Raw genomic sequence first — 16,710 nt, forward strand, 5'->3', positions numbered from 1 at the left:
ACAGTCCAAATGGATATTAAAAATGGCTTCGTCGGCGCTGTTGGCAACACACCTCTGATTCGCTTAAACAGCTTCAGCGAAGAAACAGGTTGTGAAATCCTTGCTAAAGCAGAATTTCTTAATCCTGGCGGTTCCGTCAAAGACCGCGCCGCACTTTATATCATTGAAGATGCAGAAGAGAAAGGTCTACTCAAACCCGGTGGTACTGTTGTAGAAGGAACTGCTGGTAATACTGGCATTGGACTGGCGCATATTTGCAACGCTAAAGGCTACAAATGCCTAATTATTATTCCCGATACTCAGTCCCAAGAAAAAATAGACGCACTGACAGCACTCGGCGCAGAAGTCCGTCCCGTCCCTGCTGTACCCTACAAAGACCCAAACAACTACGTCAAGCTATCTGGCAGAGTCGCTGCTGAGTTGGAAAACGCTATTTGGGCAAATCAGTTTGATAACTTAGCCAACCGCCGCGCCCACTACGAAACCACAGGGCCAGAAATTTGGAAACAGACAGATGGTAAAATAGATGCATGGACAGCTGCAACTGGTACTGGTGGTACTTATGCTGGTGTGGCGTTGTACTTGAAAGAACAAAATCCGGCAATTAAATGCATTGTAGCCGATCCACTAGGTAGTGGACTTTATAGCTATGTCAAAACCGGCGAAATCAACATAGAAGGAAATTCTATCACCGAAGGCATCGGTAATGGTCGTGTCACAGCCAATATGGAAGGCGCGCCTGCTGATGATGCCATCCAAATAGATGACCAAGAAGCTTTGCGGGTAGTTTACCAACTACTGAGGAAAGATGGGCTGTTAATGGGCGGTTCAACGGGTATTAATGTTGGCGCAGCTGTTGCCTTAGCGAAGCAGTTGGGGCCAGGACATACCATTGTCACCATCTTGTGTGATAGTGGTTCCCGGTATCAGTCGCGGATATTCAACCGTGAATGGCTAGCCTCAAAAGGACTTTCAATAGATTAGTGATGGGTTATTGGGATGGGGCATGGGTTATTTATTTATTCTCCCTCATCTCCCTCATCTCCCCTCTCTCCCCTCTGTGTCCTCTGCGCCTCTGTGGTTCGTTAAAAAATGTCAAACATAACTCAATCATCAAACTTCCCCACAATAGACCAACCCTCTTCTCCTAGATGTGTGCGGGTTTGTCAAAATCGTACCTGTAAAAAGCAAGGTGCAGTCAAGGTTTTAGCAGCTTTTGCGGCTTTGCCAATCCCTGGTGTAACGGTAACGGCTAGCAGCTGTTTGGGACAATGTGGCAATGGGCCGATGGTACTGATATTACCCGATATGGTCTGGTATAGCGGCGTTAAACCTGATGAAGTATCTCTACTGGTAGAAGATCATTTGCTAGGTGGTCAAAAAGTCAAACAGATGCTCTATTATCGGTTTCATCCCCAGAAATAAAGCTAAATTTTCAATATCAGGGTCTGCAATCTTGTTGACTGAAGTGAGGCATCCAATGAATATCCAGCAGTTGCGTCAATCCTTAAAACAAAAGTGGCTGATTTACTACGAGCAAAATATTACTTGGCTGGTCAAAATGCGAATTTGGGGCACTTACGATGGTCTGCGGCGTCCTTTGTCCGGTTTTATTTTGGCAACACTCTCTGTTTTAGAACCCCAGTTTGATGAAATACTTTCTTTTATGCTGGATCTGAATAACGATCCAGATAAAATAGTCGCTGCTTTAGGTCTTAACTTCAATCCTGATGAAGAGTTACGTTTAATAAAATCAGAATATTCTATGGCTGCAAGCCAAATTGAAAGCGAGTCGCTAGATGAGAAGCATTCTGAGGATAAACATTTGTCATCGGCTGTAACTACCAGCGAGATTGCGCTTCATTCTCTTGCCAAGACTCTAGACTCCAACTTGTCACGCGCCGATCAACTTGTGCCATCGATTACAGCTACTGCTGAGGTAGTTCGCACACGCAAACCTGAGTTGGTAGTAGCAAATGCAACTAAAATTGCTCCAGATACTCCGGCAAAAACACCATCCTCCGGTTTTCTAAGGGAATATCAACCAATAGGATCGCACTCTGCCCTGACAATGACTGCTGAGGTTAATAGCAAAGCCAAGACTATGCCATCTATGGCGTTAGCTACCGAGGTTAAGAACAACGCACTATCTGTCCGAATCCCTGTAGGCGCATTGCTGGCAATTACTACTGAGATTAACAGTAATGGCAAACCAGTGCGATCGCTAGCAATTACTACTGAGGTTAAAAGCAATGGCAAACAACCGAATATTCAACCACAAAATGTTAAAAGCAAAGTAAATTTACCAACCACGAATGCCCGCAGTCTAGCTTCTTGGGTAGATGAATTTTGTTACGGCGCTAGGAATAAAGAAGATGTTTTGACTTGAATTGCTTACGGGTACTCGTGAGAAACAAAGGGAATTTCTACTATTTCACCTTCAGTTTCTCCCACTTTAACTTTTAAGCCTACGCCACCAGCTTTGGTGCGAATGTAACCTAGTCCAAAATAACCATCAGCCGTTTCTGTGTAGCTGGTAAGTTTGCCGACCTTTTCATCTCCAACTGCGATCGCACTTCCAACTGACGCAGGAGCACTAAGGCGGATACCCAAAAGGTGTTGTTTTACACCTTTATATGTATTTAACCGAGCGATGGTTTCTTGCCCAATATAGCAACCTTTATTAAAAGAAATTGTTTGCCATAAACCAACTTCCAGAGGATTGTAATCATCTGTGAGTTCCGAATCTGGGGCGGGGCGACCTTGTAAGATTCGTAAAGCATCCCAAGCGCGATCGCTCATCTCTACCGCCCCAGCTTCTAATAGTTTGTTCCACACTGTTGCTTTGTCAGTATGGGGGAAAGTAAAGGTGTATCCAGGAGCAGCTAACCCACTACCCACAGCAATCCGCACTCCTTCAGCTGGAGCGATCGTGTATACTTTGTGACTACCGTAAGGTTGCCCGATGAGTTCGCCAATACCCAACTTTTCTAAAACAGCGTCACTTTCTGGGCCAATCAGGCTAAAGGTGTTGGTGTATTCGGTGATATCAGATAATTCCACCTTGTCGGCAAAGAAAATATATTTATCCAGCCATTCCATGAGAAGCTGGCGGCGGTTGGGTGAAACTAGCAAGATTACTGCATCTTCTCTAACGTAGGCGGTTGCTAAATCAATTGTTCTGGCTGTGGAAGTAACGAAAACTGTATCACAACCTTGTCCAGGCTTGAGTATTTGGAAATTGTTAGTACTTTGGTTGTGTAAGAAGTTGAGGCGATCGTCGCCAGACACTTTGATGCGTCCCCAGGCGGTGCGATCGCATATTGCAACCCCTTCTTTTGCGGCTTGGATAGCTGCTGCGTCTTTATCGTCAATTGTAGATGTTGGCATGGTGATGAGAAGTTGCCCTGTTTCAATGTTGTCGCACTGAAAATATTAGCAAATAAGCGTTTGCGGCTTCAATGCACCTCCGATTTTCTTCTAGCGTAGAATCCAATCAAGAGGCAGTGGTGAATAATAAAGACCTATTAGATACAGCAGTTTACAAGTAAGTGAAGTACAAAATGCAGAACTCAAAATCAGAAGTTTATACCAGAATATATCAGTATTTTAACTGTTGTCTTATCCGTTAATACTTACTTAGGATGTAGCACAATATTTTTATTATCTCAGCCATTGTGAAATCTCTTCTACAGACTTACCTAGAACAAGAAATCTGGATACTAGTACGAGATAAGTGGTATTTTGCCACAGTTATTGGAGTTTGGGATGATTTGTTGTGGTTTAAACATAGAACTTACAACAAAGATACAGAAGAGGATACTCTCTGGGAAATGGTTGTCAAAATCGGTGAAGTAATTGCTATTGATAAAGTGAGGTCTGTTATTAGTAGAAAACCAGAGGTGCTTATTTCACGCTTACTAGAAACTGATCAAGGCAGAAGCGATCATCATCTTGATGATGAACATTAATTAGCTCAATAGTGAAGTATCTACACTAACCTTTGCTGTAGAATACTACTGCGAACGGTATAGTGTAGGCTTCCCATCTCATCTGCCATTGCCATATTAGGGACACCACAAAGGTATTTGGGACTTATAGCTATTATTGTATTAACTACCCTCAAGAGAGGCCATCCCTTCTCTACGAGACGCTACGCGTAGCTTGCTTCCTCGTAAGGGTACAATGAGCTACGCCTACGCTAAGACAATGAAGATGTTCGCACAATAGAGGTCTAATATTAATCTGATAGACTATCTTAAATTTGAAATTATAAAAGCTGGTAGCTCAGGGCTGATAACTAATTATGAGTGAAGCCTTATTCTGTATCGAAAATCTACGAGTTGCCTATCCTGGGCGGAGCGGAGAAGAAGCAACCTGGGCGGTTGATGATGTATCTTTTACCTTGCAACCAGGTGAAAGAATGGGATTGGTGGGAGAATCGGGTTGTGGTAAGTCAACTATAGGACGGGCAGTAATGCGTTTACTACCAGCCTCTAGCCGGGTTGAGGGACGGGTAACGTTTCAAGGACAATCGGTATTTGACTTGATGCCTAACCAGTTGCGGAAATTTCGCGGAGAAGCGATCGCCTTAATTTTTCAAGATCCCATGACACGCCTCGATCCGTTGATGACGATTGGTAAGCATTGTATCGAAACCCTTCAGGCGCACTCACCAGAATTATCAACGCGGGAAGCCAAAAAAAAAGCACTTGCTACCTTGGCAAAGGTGAATATTCCAGCCAGTCGCTGGAATCAGTATCCTCATGAGTTTAGTGGTGGAATGCGCCAAAGGGTAGCGATCGCTTTAGCTTTACTCCTCAACCCCAAGTTGATTGTTGCCGATGAACCCACCACCAGTTTAGATGTCACCGTTTCCGCGCAGATATTGAAAGAATTAACTCGCCTGTGCGGTGAAGAAAACATGGGATTGTTGCTGATTTCTCATGATTTAGCAATGGTGGCTGAGTATTGCGATCGCATTGGCGTTATGTATAACGGCAAAATGGTCGAAATGGGTGCTACAGAAACCGTATTTAGGCAACCTCAACATGAATACACGCGATCGCTCTTAAAAGCAGCTTTACACATTCAAGCAGTAAATGATGATGGAGAATTGATAATTGCCAATGATTCAGAAAAGCAATTACCGATTATTAACGATAAATCCCCAATTTTGAGTGTTACAGAACTAAAGCAACACTATACCATTGAACCTAACTTTATCGAACGACTGTTTAAGACAGAAGCGCAGACAATTAAAGCAGTAGATGGTATTAACCTGAATCTGTATCCAGGAGAAATTCTCGGTTTAGTCGGGGAATCGGGTTGTGGTAAAAGTACGCTATCACGAACAATCTTGCAACTAATTCGTCCCACTAGTGGCAAAGTAGAGTTTTTAGGACAGGATTTAACTACACTGTCGCGTCAAGAAATTCGCTCCTCACGGCGACAAATACAAATGATTTTTCAAGATCCCCATGCTTGTCTCAATCCAGCGATGACAGTGGGACAAAGTATCGCCGACCCTTTATTTATCCACAATCTAGCAGATCCTGTTAAGGCAAAAGAACAGGTTTTGTGGATGCTAGAGAAAGTTGGGTTAACACCGCCAGAAGTGTATTATGAGCGTTACCCATCAGATTTGTCTGGTGGACAACAGCAAAGAGTTGCGATCGCTCGTGCTTTGATTACTCACCCTAAACTTTTAATCTGCGATGAACCCGTAAGTATGTTAGACGCTAGCGTGCAGTCGCAAGTGCTGGATTTGATGTTGCAATTAAAGGAAGAGTTTGAGTTAACTTATCTGTTCATCACTCATGATCTTTGGTTAGCTCGATTTTTGTGCGATCGTATTGCCGTAATGAATGGCGGTAAAATTGTTGAACTTGGACTTACAAAAACTATTTTTGCTAATCCTCAGCACCCTTATACCAAAACCTTACTAGCTGCTGCTCCCTTACTAGCACGCGCTTAACCAAACAAAATCAGGAGTTATGAATTATAAAATTCTTAACTCCTAACTCCTAACTCCTAACTCCTAACTCCTAACTCTCTTCCCTTCCCTCAAGTAATTTAGTTGGTTCACCACTCGAACCATATAGCTCAACAAATCTTTTAAACAGCAACGCAGTCTCATTATTTGAAGTCCTGTTTAAGTTGAATAAACGCCCTATATTTTTCTCAGCTAAAGCTCTCAGATATGGTAAATCTTCAAATAGTGTCAAACAAGAAGCAAAATGCAAGATTATTTGTAATAATGGCTTTGGCCACTCTAGATCACTATAAATATCAATAAAGAACTGATGTTCTGAGTCATTTAACGGGAAAGCATGAAATATCACAATTATCCTTTTGTTATTGTAGACTGGAATACTCAGTTCAACTGTGTAGGGAGTATGTAATATTAAATCCACCTCTACAATCGGTTGTCGCCAAATTCTTAAAGGATTAGCTGGCGAGTCTAATATTGTTTGGAATTTGATTATTCCACCAGTATTTGTCGGCTGAAAGTGGCTAATTTGAAAAATTTTCAGGTTATTAAGGCTAAAGTTATGAACTGTTTCCAAATGCCTTAAGTTCAATAGATGATAAATTTGGCAAATATAAGGAAACGGTAAAATGTACTCCTGGCTAATCATGTGCAGCTTCTTAACTTGAAGTTTATTAGCTTGAGTACGAGCGAGATATTCTTGATATTGGCTGGGCCCTAGATCATTGCTGTTGAAGCTTTCATCAGGCTTGAGATATAGCCAACTTATAAAAAAGAAAGAGGCTGTAAATAGCTGAAATATTTCTATGGGAGATAAGTAACCATCAGCAAATGCAGCGATACTTCTATCTGTTATTCCAAAAAGCCAAGATGGAATACCAAATAGCCAGATATTACTTTTGATTTGATCTATTAAAAGTGCTAGATCAACATTTGAGACATTACTATTTTTATTTATACTTAATTTATCATTTTTTTTTAAACAATTATTAAACATAAGATTATGATTTTACTTAATATTAGTAATCGATAAAGAAGGTTTATATTAATCTTAAATACCAATATATAGTCACAACCTCTATCTTGAGCTGTATATACAAGTTTGATTTATTCATATCCACTTAGAATAAGTTCTCATGAGTCTGGCTCAAAAATTCAAGGCATTGTTACACATAATCCTAAATCCTATGCATAATATCCAGCCATCATAAAATTCTTTGTAAGCTTTGCCATTAAAGAATTTCATATTGTATTCTCTGATGCATAACCTAAAAGTAACAACTTTGCTAAAATCTTTCTGCTTGCTGAGTGCCAAAATTGAAATTATCTAATTTTTACAAAAGTCGTATATAAATAATCTAGATAAAAAGTTGATTTTTCCTGACATGATAAAATTATCTAAGTAGGGAAGCATCAAAAAATCAAACTATGTAAATAGGAATAAATAAAATTGCTATATCTACAGAGGTAACTCAGATATAGGCTATCGTATATCAAAAGGTTAGCAAGACAAAATACTGTTGAACCTGAGAATTGCGGATATAGCACAGAAAGTTGCTAAATCGAATCAGGAGGAATAATTTGTTCTGCGTTAGCTCCTACCAGTTTCGCTTGAGAACTTTTAATGCTCAGTATCCGAAAAATAAAATATTTTATCTTGTTTGATGCCAAGCTATCTGAGGAGAATATGTCGAAACTCCAGTGAGGTTAAGCGATGGTTAATCAGACATACACAGCTGATGTCTTAGTTGTTGGTGGGGGAACCGGAGGCACTGCCGCTGCTATCCAAGCGGCGCGACGGGGAGCCAAAACGATTCTGGTGAGTGAATTTCCTTGGTTAGGGGGAATGCTGACTTCGGCTGGAGTATCTGCACCCGATGGCAATGAATTAGAAGCCTTTCAAACAGGATTATGGGGTGCGTTTTTGCAGAAATTGCGACAACGACAGCCAGGTGGATTAGATAACAGTTGGGTAAGCTTTTTTAGTTACGATCCTCAGATTGGAGCAGAGATTTTTGCCGATTGGGTGCGCGAATTACCAAATTTGCACTGGATTTCTGGAGAAGTGCCAATAGAAGTGTTCCGTCAGGGTGATTCTATTACTGGTGTGCGCTTTGCTGATTTTGCTGTCATGGCCAAGATTATTCTCGACGGCACAGAATTGGGAGATTTATTGGCTTTAGGTGAGATACCTTACCGCTGGGGCTGGGAATTGCAATCTGAGTGGGGAGAACCCAGCGCCCCAGTCTCTTTTAACTCTCTAACCAAGAGATATCCGGTGCAAGCGCCCACTTATGTAGTGATTATGCAAGATTTTGGTGAAACGATGTCTACGACGGGCGTAGCTGCGACACCAGAAATTCCGGCTGCGCCTAACTATAATCCATCCCAGTTTACAGATGCTTGGGATAGCTATGGAGCAGAGACGTTTTTGAACTATGGACGTTTGCCTGGTGGCCGATTCATGATTAATTGGCCAATCTGTGGCAATGACTACGGCGAAGGAGTAGGGCGGTTGATAGAGTCAGGTGTAACCAGAGGTGAATTCATCCAAGAATCTCGCTGGCATAGCCAAAATTTTGCCCATTTTATCCAAAATCAGCTTGGTCGTCGCTATGGTTTAGCAGAAAAAGTATTTCCTCACGCCCCTACTGCTTTTGCACTACATCCCTATTACCGGGAAAGCCGTCGCTTAGTAGGGCTAACTACTGTCCGAGAACAGGATATTTTGCCGATTGCTGGAGGCAGGGTTGCATCTATATTTAATGATGCGAGGTTTTGCGTACCACTTCGTGGAAGTAAGCTACGCGAAGCGTCTCCGATAGGAGAAGCGTTCGCCCTACAGCCCTTTGGGCATCCTACGGCAGGCGTTTGCGAAGCGATCGCTGTTGGTAACTATGCTAATGACCATCATTATCCTGGTGTTCAGTTCCCACTGCAAACTAAATCTATCCGATGGGGGGGACGTTGGACTGGAACTCCCTTTACAATTCCCTACAGTTCCTTAATTCCAGCCACAACAGATGGTTTCTTGGTTTGTGAAAAAAATATTTCTGTCTCCCACATTGCCAATGGGGCCACCAGATTACAACCCGTGGTTATGGGCATTGGTCAAGCAGCAGGGATGGCAGCAGCGATGTGTGTTGAGTTAAACTGCCAGCCAAGGGATTTACCTGTTAGGGCGCTGCAAACAGCTTTATTGCAAGATAATCGCTCAAAAACAGCAATTATTCCTTTGTTTAATCTTCCACCCAATCGTTCGGATTGGCTGCATTGGCAACTGTATTACTTAAATAACCCACAAGCCTATCCAGCTAATGGTAATTGCCCTTGCCCATCGTGGGATGAGAACCCTGACTCTGCTTGTGGCAAGGTATTAATTCAGGAAAGTAACTGTTTCAAAGGCATTTTTTACCGCTTAGATCAGCAGGAATACAGATTCACTGTCACAGCACCAACCGCATATCAAGGGCAAAATTGGCAGCTTGTGACTTTGCGATCGCATATCGACGAGCAATTACGCGCTTATCCTCACGAACAATTAGTTACATTGTGGGGTCGTCAGAACCACTTTGGTAATTGGTTATTAGTCGAACATTTAAACGGAGGATAAGAAGAGTTTATTTTCAGTAAAACACAATACTTTTTGGTGAATTGTCCGGATATTAATCAAAAAGCTAAGTATCAGTGAAGTGGAGAGTTCCAAAATAGACATCTGCTATGCGTGCTGCCATTTCACTTTTAGTCTCGAGTCTGGTGTTCGGCCCCTTAGCTTCTAACTACCAAGCAATGGTCAATCACTTATCCTATGGGCTGCTTTCCACGCCTGCTTCGGAACAGTGGCTCTCGGCGGCATCTGAACAAAATCCAGATGATGCGCCACGTCATCGCGGTAGTGGACGCAGAGAAGTGACGCAAAAATCCGGAAATATCTATGCTGTGGTTTAACTACCCTAGGGTAATGCCTTTTTTTTCAAAGGAACCAAATTACCAGAAAACACGATGTTGTGCTAACATCTTTTGCACAGCTTTTCTGGCAGAGATATATACAGTTGACACACGAAAATCTTCAGCGATCGCTTAGTATTTCAACTGCAAGCTTTGTATATCATAAGTTGGTCTCAATCCTAGCGATCAAAACGCAAATTAAATTAAGTGTCTTGATCAACAGCATTACCAACTCCTCAAAAGCTACACAGCTGTTGCTCATATTCCTGAGAAGCTCTGTGTCTCAATCCTCAACGGCTTTAGAAATAGATGTTACTTAGGCTATCAGTTAATCTAAAGCACATCTAATTCAAACATTTTGCTTGTTGAGGAAACAGCCTTAAGCCAACTCCACTTTATTCCCCAATAGGTTTTCTCATACATTAAGTAGCTGATTATCTACATCAGCAACTAATTAATCTTCACTCCGACACCTGTTTAGCGTCTTTTACCGAAGCATAAAATCCCTTTCGTTTCATCTGAGCTTATCTAGGGCATAGATTCGCATAAGTAGTACAAGTTTATTGCATTTGGCAACGAATCTTACTATTCTTGACCTACTCTTACACCCTGCTTCGTTCTCCTCGTAGATGGCTCCCGACAAAATAAATATTAAGAGGGATCTACTAGATTATCTTAGTCATCTTTATTATTCTACACCCAAGGGCAGATGCAAAATTTTGCATTTGCCCTTTTTAGATGAATTTTATTTAAAGAAAAGGGAATGGGGAATTTTAAGAGGCAGAGGGGAAGGAGGCAACGAGCAGGGGGAATTGACACTCTCTCCTGCTTCTTCTTTCCCAATGCCCAATTTATTTCATACAGATGTTTTCTTGCGGTTATTTTCTCTTCCCTGGATGCCGTTGAGGAACATCGGCACAAACTTCTCAATAAACATCTGTGGATCGCGCTGCCAAGCCTTTTGTGCAGCCTGCATCCTAGTAAATTGCAACTCAGGTGCTAGCAAAGTCTGGGGTAAGCGTTCCATCAGGTACTGGGGACGTTGCCAAAGCGGCATAGTATTTGCCACTTCCACCAGGTTGGCAACTCGTCGCAGTTCTGCACCCAAGGTGATATCCATTCCAGCTTCAAAAGCCGCTTGTTCAATTGCAGTATATTTTTGCTTGGCTTGCTCTACTTTCTGCCGATGTTCTGGACTCTTACGTGCAAGTTCTCCTAGCCAGCGATTACCCCACCGGACATGTCCTGCTTCCTCCGGGAGAATTTTTTCAATCGTTTCCCGAATTTTGATGTTTTCTTCTGTCTCCGGTGCTTGCTTGAGTGCATAAATGTGGGCAGAAAAATACTCACAGCCCCGTTTTTCTGTGGCATTAATTGCAGCAAGGGAAGAAATCACAAAATCTTCAAGGTTTTGGACTGGATCTTGTTGTTCGTGGTCGAGCAGGCGTTCAAATTCATTGATATAGGAAGAACCGGGCGGCTTACCAATATCTGCTCCCAGTTCTGCCAACAAGTCAGTCAGCCACATGGCATGACGAGCTTCATCCGAAATGTGATGAGACAAATCCCGCACCAGTTCCCGTGGCTGTCCATTCAGTTTTTCAATTAGGTCAGTCAGGTCTTTGCAACTGCGTTGTTCACTGTAACGGTAGCGGTTGAGGGTAATTAGATGGATTTCGCGATCGCATACTACCCGTTTCAATACCTCTCTGGCACCCAAAACATTCTGAAATTTACGTGGGTAGGTAACTGTCATAGATTATGTAAATTTTTGTAAATATGTATTTGATCGTAACTTAATTTTTTGCAACTACTGTATTTGTGCCGCGTCAGTGAAAAAAAAAGAGTAAAGGTTACACAAACTAATCACTTGAGTTGCACTTAAGTCTCAGACCTTTTAAGTGTAAATAAAAGTAACGAATAAACGTTCAGTCTTCGGAGAGGTGTGTTTTTTGAGGTGAGATAAATCCGAAGTCAGATGTTTTTAGCCATTAAAGGTAGATTAGGGAAGATTTTTCCAGCTTTGGGAAAAAATATCTGATATTGTCAACAAAAGCAAATGTAAATTTATTTAAAAAGTAGCCTATGTTACAGAATTTTTGTTATAGTAGTTTATAGAAAGAACAAAAAAATATATATTCACGAAATAGAGAGGACTATGGTTATGTCTATTGCAGATAAATCTCGTGCATTAATGGTGCGTGAACATCAACAAGTCAAGAATCGCCAACAATCAATGCTGATGCGTGCGGCACAAGAACTTGGTCTTCCTGAAGAAGTATCTCACTACTGGAACCCAATTCAAGGGAAGGTAGATGCTAGCAGTCGGATGATTTATGGCCCCAGCCATGCTTCTATGAGCTAAGTTTCAGGAGTCATAAGTTGGATTTTTTGATTGAATGTCTCAACTGACAAGTCTGGAAAAAAAGCCACCCTCTACTTTAGGGTGGCAAAACTTATTACTTTTTACTTAGATACGACTCTTCATTAAGCATCGTAGTAGAGGTAAAACTCGTAGGGATGAGGACGCAGCTGCAACTGCTTGGCTTCGTTAAGCTTGTAGTCAATCCAATTTTCGATAAAGTCTTCCGTGAATACGCCTGATTCTGTCAAGAAACCGTGATCGTTTTCTAGTGCTTGCAATGCCAGTTCTAAAGAACTTGGAGTTGAGGGAACCTTTGCAAGCTCCTCTGGAGAGAGTTCATAGATATTCTTATCTAAGGGTTCACCAGGATGTATTTTGTTCTTGATGCCATCGATACCAGCACAAAGCATTGCAGCAAATGCCAAGTAGGGATTAGATGTAGCATCTGGACAACGGAATTCTAAACGCTTGGCTTTGGGGTTCTTACCAGATAGAGGAATACGGATAGAAGCAGAACGGTTCCCTTCGGAGTAAGCCAAGTTAACAGGAGCTTCATAACCAGGTACTAAGCGCTTGTATGAGTTGGTACTAGGATTGGTAATTGCCAAGAGCGCTGGTGCGTGTTTGAGAAGACCACCAATGTAGTACAACGCCATATCGCTCAAACCAGCATACTTATCACCTGCAAACAGAGGTTTGCCATCCTTCCAAATAGACTGGTGACAGTGCATTCCCGAACCGTTATCGCCAAAAATCGGTTTTGGCATGAAGGTGACAGTTTTGCCGTATTTCTTGGCAACGTTCTTGATGACATATTTGTAAATCATCAACCAGTCAGCCGCTTCGATCAATTTACCAAAACGAAAACCTAGTTCGCACTGACCACCAGTAGCAACTTCGTGGTGATGCTTTTCAATGGGCACACCTAATTCTGCCATTGTCAACAGCATCTCTGTACGGATATCTTGGAAAGAATCCGTTGGTGAAACTGGGAAATAACCTTCTTTGAAGCGTGGTTTGTAACCCAAGTTGGGTTTTTCATCTGTACCGGCTTTACCGGAATTCCAAGCACCTTCTTCGGAGTCTAAGAAGTAATAGCCTTCGTTAGCAGTTTGGGCAAACCTAGCACTATCAAAGATAAAGAACTCAGCTTCAGGGCCAAAGAAGGCTGTATCACCAAGACCACTGGAAACCAGGTAATCTATTGCTTTTTGGGCAATAACGCGTGGGCAACGGTTGTACGGTTCACCCGTGCGGGGGTCTTTAATACTACAAATTATACTTAGTGTGGGGACTTCCATAAATGGGTCGATCCAAGCAGTGTTGGGGTCGAGTACCATCGTCATGTCCGATTCGTTGATCGCTTTCCAACCCCGAATGCTGGAACCGTCAAAAGCTACGCCATCAGTGAATGCAGTCTCATCGATTTGATTTTGGTACAGTGTGAGGTGCTGCCAAGTCCCTACTGTATCGATGAATTTGAGATCAATCAGCTGAATTTTTTCATCTTGAATTTTCTTCAAGAGTTCTTGTGGTGTTGTCATTGTTACTCCTTCTCTACCAATTTCCTAAAGTAAACCCAGAATCTTACATTGCATCCTAACCCTGCTGATCTCAATCAGACCGTGACACACCAGAAATATCTTAAATACTAGACATTAGCTGATTTTGTAGTTTGTGCTACAGATATCTGGATTATCAGGTTATATTAACCTTTCAGGGATCATCTGTACAAAACTGGAAAGTTCATCATATAGGGGTCAACTTTGGCATAGAATCCATAGATAGTGGATAAATTGTTTTTGTGCCGAATCTATTTTTAATAGCACAAAAATTTACTGGTGCATAAGTGCAGCCAAATAAATATCAAACCATAAATAGTAATGATTGGGAGAAGAAGGAATGCGCGATGCGGTAACAAGTTTAATTAAGAATTATGACTTAGCTGGTCGGTATTTTGACCGGAATGCGATCGATAGCCTGAAGTCTTACTTTGACAGTGGTACAGCACGAGTACAAGCGGCGGCGGCGATAAATTCTAATGCGGCTGCACTTGTCAAGCAAGCTGGTTTGAGGTTATTTGAAGAACTGCCAGAATTGATTCGCCCTGGTGGAAATGCTTATACAACTCGTCGTTATGCAGCTTGTCTGCGGGATATGGAGTACTATCTGCGCTACGCCACCTATGCGCTAGTTGCAGGAAATACAAATGTGTTGGATGAACGAGTGCTACAAGGGCTACGAGAAACTTACAATTCTTTAGGAGTACCTATTGGGCCTACGGTTCGCGGTATCCAGATTCTCAAGGATCTGATTAAGGAGCAAGTAGCAGCAGCAGGTGTGGTTAATACTGCTTTTGTGGATGAACCATTCGATCACATCACACGTGAGTTGAGCGAGCAGGATATTTAGATTTTAAGTGGGCAAGGTGTCTGCCCCGATATATATAAATAGCGATCGCACTTTTGTCTGTGTTGGGAAAAGAGCGATCGCTATTTTATGAACCCTACTAGGCTTTGAAAAGGGCTTTATTTAAGTTTTCGCCGCCAGATGGTAACATCGCGCCTCTGTCAAATAACTTTGCTAAATTAAAGCTGTGTTTTTGGAACTATCTTGCGATCGCTCCTAGATGAAACGCATTAGCCTATCTTATCTAGACTAGAACCGCTATAAGCCACAATAGAAGTTGCCGATGTTTGAGGCGCTGATTATGGAAGAATTATTAACTCTGAAAGACTTGCTTGTTAAGGGCGATGTTCAAGGAGCATTGATTATAGTTGAAGAATTAGAGGAAATGAGCCGAAATGATATCATCAAGACGATTCGTAGCTATGCAGTGATTTTGCTGTTGCATCTGATTAAACAACAAGCTGAAAATCGCACGACTCGCTCTTGGGAAGTCTCTATTCGGAATTCGGTTCGGGAAATTCAGCGCGAAAACAAGCGTTGCAAAGCTGGAGGCTATTATCTTACACCAGAAGAATTATTAGAAATTTTAGCAGAAGCTTATTTAAATGCCATTGATCAGGCTTCCCTTGAAGTAGAAGAAGGTCGTTATGAAGCACAAGAATTAGAAAAGCTGGTTAATCAAGAAGAAATTATCAATCGTGCTTTGGCTTTAATCTTACCAGGAGAGTCTAATTAATTGGCTAAACAGCGACTCGATACACTATTAGTAGAGTTAAATTTATGTTCTTCTCGTGCCTTGGCACAGCGGTTAATTCAGGCGGGGGAAGTTACTGTTAATCAGCAGTTAGTTGATAAACCTGGTACAGAAGTTGATATTGCTGCTCAAATAAATATTAAAGAGCGATCGCCTTTTGTTTCTAGAGGCGGTGAAAAACTCTCTAAAGCTTTGTCAGTATTTGCCATTCCCGTAGCAGAACGGATTTGTTTAGATGGTGGAATTTCTACTGGTGGTTTTACTGATTGCCTCTTACAAGCTGGAGCCAAACAAGTTTACGGTATTGATGTCGGTTACGGGCAAGTTGACTGGCGGTTACGAAATGATTCGCGAGTGATTTTGCGGGAACGCACCAATTTACGGCAACTACGACCAGATGAGCTATATGGTGAAAATGACCCGATTCCTGATTTGGCGGTGGTCGATGTATCGTTTATTTCTTTAACCAAGATTCTGCCTGCTTTATGGCAACTAACTCAAGCTAACCGGGAAGCTGTGTTGTTAGTCAAGCCGCAGTTTGAAGTTGGCAGATCCCGTGTGGGTAAAAAAGGCGTTGTGCGTGATCCAAACGACCAAGCTGATGCCATTTTCCAGGTGTTGCAAGCAGCGCACCAATTAGGATGGAAATACAAAGGCTTAACTTGGTCGCCGATCACTGGCCCGGCTGGGAATATTGAATATCTTTTGTGGTTAGGAATGGAAAGTGAAACACCACTACCTGATTTAGAAGCAATTAAGCAAATAACGCAGTCAGCAACAACTGATTTACGGAAAAGTTAAACGTCATAAATTAGACATTCTACGGAATCTGGATGGCGATCGCAATAATTATCCAAAGAGGTTTTCTTTGATTTTGCTTGCTGTTGATCAGCTTTTTCAGCTTGTAATTCTTCCACAATATCCCAGGCTACGGCACAACCAGCAGAATCACTGCCATTTAGCTCACAAGTTGTCCGGGCTTCAGTAATGGCTTCAGTAATAGCTTCTTCAAGATTTGTCGCCCCAGCAGTTTCAAATGAGTTTAGGGTAGTTGTCATGATACTTTTACCTTTAATTTACAGAGTATAGATATTCACTGTGAGCTTTCAATGACCCCAGGAACCTCACATTTCCAGTTTAGATAGGCTGACCATAAGAGGTGGTGGTAAACACCGTCATCTTTTTAGGTAATTTGAGTGGGAATTGCCCTCTTGTCACTTTTGATTTAAAAAGCTAAGGGAA

16 protein-coding genes are annotated in these 16,710 nt (G+C 42.0%); 11 read left to right on the plus strand and 5 right to left on the minus strand.

The window, feature by feature from the left end:
• Window positions 1–9 precede the first annotated feature (9 nt).
• The 3 genes from H6G92_RS26105 (at window position 10) to H6G92_RS26115 (ending at window position 2,389) form a co-directional block, all read left to right on the plus strand.
• Window positions 10–984, plus strand: a complete 975-nt coding sequence (locus H6G92_RS26105; protein ID WP_190897260.1) for a cysteine synthase A — start codon at window positions 10–12, stop codon at window positions 982–984.
• Window positions 985–1,092: 108 nt separating this feature from the next.
• Entirely contained in the window at window positions 1,093–1,425 is a 333-nt protein-coding gene (locus H6G92_RS26110) for a (2Fe-2S) ferredoxin domain-containing protein (RefSeq protein WP_190897262.1), read from the plus strand.
• A gap of 55 nt (window positions 1,426–1,480) precedes the next feature.
• A complete protein-coding gene (locus H6G92_RS26115) occupies window positions 1,481–2,389 on the plus strand; it encodes a DUF5331 domain-containing protein (RefSeq protein ID WP_190897264.1) in 909 nt (302 codons plus the stop codon).
• 5 nt (window positions 2,390–2,394) lie between these two features.
• Here the strand turns inward: H6G92_RS26115 and ygfZ are convergent, their stop codons facing one another.
• Window positions 2,395–3,390 (minus strand): CAF17-like 4Fe-4S cluster assembly/insertion protein YgfZ, encoded by a 996-nt coding sequence (ygfZ, locus tag H6G92_RS26120; protein WP_190897266.1) that lies wholly within the window; start codon window positions 3,388–3,390, stop codon window positions 2,395–2,397.
• A gap of 287 nt (window positions 3,391–3,677) precedes the next feature.
• On the opposite strand from ygfZ, the gene H6G92_RS26125 reads away from it, so the two are divergent.
• Together H6G92_RS26125 and H6G92_RS26130 are read left to right on the plus strand one after the other, a co-directional pair.
• Window positions 3,678–3,971: a hypothetical protein gene (locus tag H6G92_RS26125; RefSeq protein ID WP_190897268.1), complete on the plus strand. Its 294-nt coding sequence runs from the start codon at window positions 3,678–3,680 to the stop codon at window positions 3,969–3,971.
• 335 nt (window positions 3,972–4,306) lie between these two features.
• The gene (locus H6G92_RS26130; RefSeq protein WP_190897270.1) at window positions 4,307–5,977 is read left to right on the plus strand and encodes a dipeptide ABC transporter ATP-binding protein; all 1,671 of its coding nucleotides are present in this window, start codon (window positions 4,307–4,309) and stop codon (window positions 5,975–5,977) included.
• A gap of 70 nt (window positions 5,978–6,047) precedes the next feature.
• On the opposite strand, the gene H6G92_RS26135 is transcribed toward H6G92_RS26130, so the two are convergent.
• Window positions 6,048–6,989 (minus strand): hypothetical protein, encoded by a 942-nt coding sequence (locus tag H6G92_RS26135; protein ID WP_190897272.1) that lies wholly within the window; start codon window positions 6,987–6,989, stop codon window positions 6,048–6,050.
• Between the two features lie 717 nt (window positions 6,990–7,706).
• On the opposite strand from H6G92_RS26135, the gene H6G92_RS26140 reads away from it, so the two are divergent.
• A complete protein-coding gene (locus H6G92_RS26140; protein ID WP_190897274.1) occupies window positions 7,707–9,605 on the plus strand; it encodes an FAD-dependent oxidoreductase in 1,899 nt (632 codons plus the stop codon).
• A gap of 107 nt (window positions 9,606–9,712) precedes the next feature.
• Window positions 9,713–9,940, plus strand: a complete 228-nt coding sequence (gene patX, locus H6G92_RS26145) for a heterocyst-inhibiting protein PatX (RefSeq protein ID WP_190897276.1) — start codon at window positions 9,713–9,715, stop codon at window positions 9,938–9,940.
• Window positions 9,941–10,796: 856 nt separating this feature from the next.
• On the opposite strand, the gene H6G92_RS26150 is transcribed toward patX, so the two are convergent.
• Entirely contained in the window at window positions 10,797–11,696 is a 900-nt protein-coding gene (locus tag H6G92_RS26150; protein ID WP_190897278.1) for a ferritin-like domain-containing protein, read from the minus strand.
• 408 nt (window positions 11,697–12,104) lie between these two features.
• Between H6G92_RS26150 and H6G92_RS26155 the strand changes: the two genes are divergently transcribed.
• Window positions 12,105–12,305 carry a hypothetical protein gene (locus H6G92_RS26155; protein ID WP_012411649.1) on the plus strand — a complete coding sequence of 67 codons (201 nt, stop codon included), beginning with the start codon at window positions 12,105–12,107 and terminating at the stop codon, window positions 12,303–12,305.
• A gap of 122 nt (window positions 12,306–12,427) precedes the next feature.
• Here the strand turns inward: H6G92_RS26155 and glnA are convergent, their stop codons facing one another.
• Window positions 12,428–13,849: a type I glutamate--ammonia ligase gene (glnA, locus tag H6G92_RS26160; protein WP_190897281.1), complete on the minus strand. Its 1,422-nt coding sequence runs from the start codon at window positions 13,847–13,849 to the stop codon at window positions 12,428–12,430.
• A gap of 358 nt (window positions 13,850–14,207) precedes the next feature.
• Between glnA and apcB the strand changes: the two genes are divergently transcribed.
• From apcB to H6G92_RS26175, 3 genes are all read left to right on the plus strand, one after another.
• Complete coding sequence (gene apcB, locus H6G92_RS26165; protein ID WP_190897283.1) at window positions 14,208–14,717, plus strand: allophycocyanin subunit beta; 510 nt, start codon at window positions 14,208–14,210, stop codon at window positions 14,715–14,717.
• Between the two features lie 298 nt (window positions 14,718–15,015).
• On the plus strand, window positions 15,016–15,450 hold the full coding sequence (locus H6G92_RS26170) for a DUF29 family protein (RefSeq protein ID WP_190897285.1): 435 nt from the start codon (window positions 15,016–15,018) through the stop codon (window positions 15,448–15,450).
• Entirely contained in the window at window positions 15,451–16,269 is an 819-nt protein-coding gene (locus tag H6G92_RS26175; RefSeq protein ID WP_190897287.1) for a TlyA family RNA methyltransferase, read from the plus strand.
• Here the strand turns inward: H6G92_RS26175 and H6G92_RS26180 are convergent.
• A complete protein-coding gene (locus tag H6G92_RS26180; RefSeq protein WP_190897289.1) occupies window positions 16,266–16,526 on the minus strand; it encodes a Calvin cycle protein CP12 in 261 nt (86 codons plus the stop codon). The genes H6G92_RS26175 and H6G92_RS26180 overlap by 4 nt on opposite strands.
• Window positions 16,527–16,710 lie beyond the last annotated feature (184 nt).

Origin of the sequence: Nostoc foliaceum FACHB-393 (genome assembly GCF_014698505.1) — a bacterium.
Lineage (GTDB): Bacteria > Cyanobacteriota > Cyanobacteriia > Cyanobacteriales > Nostocaceae > Nostoc > Nostoc foliaceum_A.

Bases quoted from the DNA above. Each gene is read 5' to 3' on its own strand.
- H6G92_RS26105 (WP_190897260.1), top strand. From the start codon at position 10: ATGGATATTAAAAATGGCTTCGTCGGCGCTGTTGGCAACACACCTCTG.
- H6G92_RS26110 (WP_190897262.1), top strand. From the start codon at position 1,093: ATGTCAAACATAACTCAATCATCAAACTTCCCCACAATAGACCAACCC.
- H6G92_RS26115 (WP_190897264.1), top strand. From the start codon at position 1,481: ATGAATATCCAGCAGTTGCGTCAATCCTTAAAACAAAAGTGGCTGATT.
- ygfZ (WP_190897266.1), bottom strand. From the start codon at position 3,390: ATGCCAACATCTACAATTGACGATAAAGACGCAGCAGCTATCCAAGCC.
- H6G92_RS26130 (WP_190897270.1), top strand. From the start codon at position 4,307: ATGAGTGAAGCCTTATTCTGTATCGAAAATCTACGAGTTGCCTATCCT.
- H6G92_RS26135 (WP_190897272.1), bottom strand. From the start codon at position 6,989: ATGTTTAATAATTGTTTAAAAAAAAATGATAAATTAAGTATAAATAAA.
- H6G92_RS26140 (WP_190897274.1), top strand. From the start codon at position 7,707: ATGGTTAATCAGACATACACAGCTGATGTCTTAGTTGTTGGTGGGGGA.
- patX (WP_190897276.1), top strand. From the start codon at position 9,713: ATGCGTGCTGCCATTTCACTTTTAGTCTCGAGTCTGGTGTTCGGCCCC.
- H6G92_RS26150 (WP_190897278.1), bottom strand. From the start codon at position 11,696: ATGACAGTTACCTACCCACGTAAATTTCAGAATGTTTTGGGTGCCAGA.
- H6G92_RS26155 (WP_012411649.1), top strand. From the start codon at position 12,105: ATGTCTATTGCAGATAAATCTCGTGCATTAATGGTGCGTGAACATCAA.
- glnA (WP_190897281.1), bottom strand. From the start codon at position 13,849: ATGACAACACCACAAGAACTCTTGAAGAAAATTCAAGATGAAAAAATT.
- apcB (WP_190897283.1), top strand. From the start codon at position 14,208: ATGCGCGATGCGGTAACAAGTTTAATTAAGAATTATGACTTAGCTGGT.
- H6G92_RS26170 (WP_190897285.1), top strand. From the start codon at position 15,016: ATGGAAGAATTATTAACTCTGAAAGACTTGCTTGTTAAGGGCGATGTT.
- H6G92_RS26180 (WP_190897289.1), bottom strand. From the start codon at position 16,526: ATGACAACTACCCTAAACTCATTTGAAACTGCTGGGGCGACAAATCTT.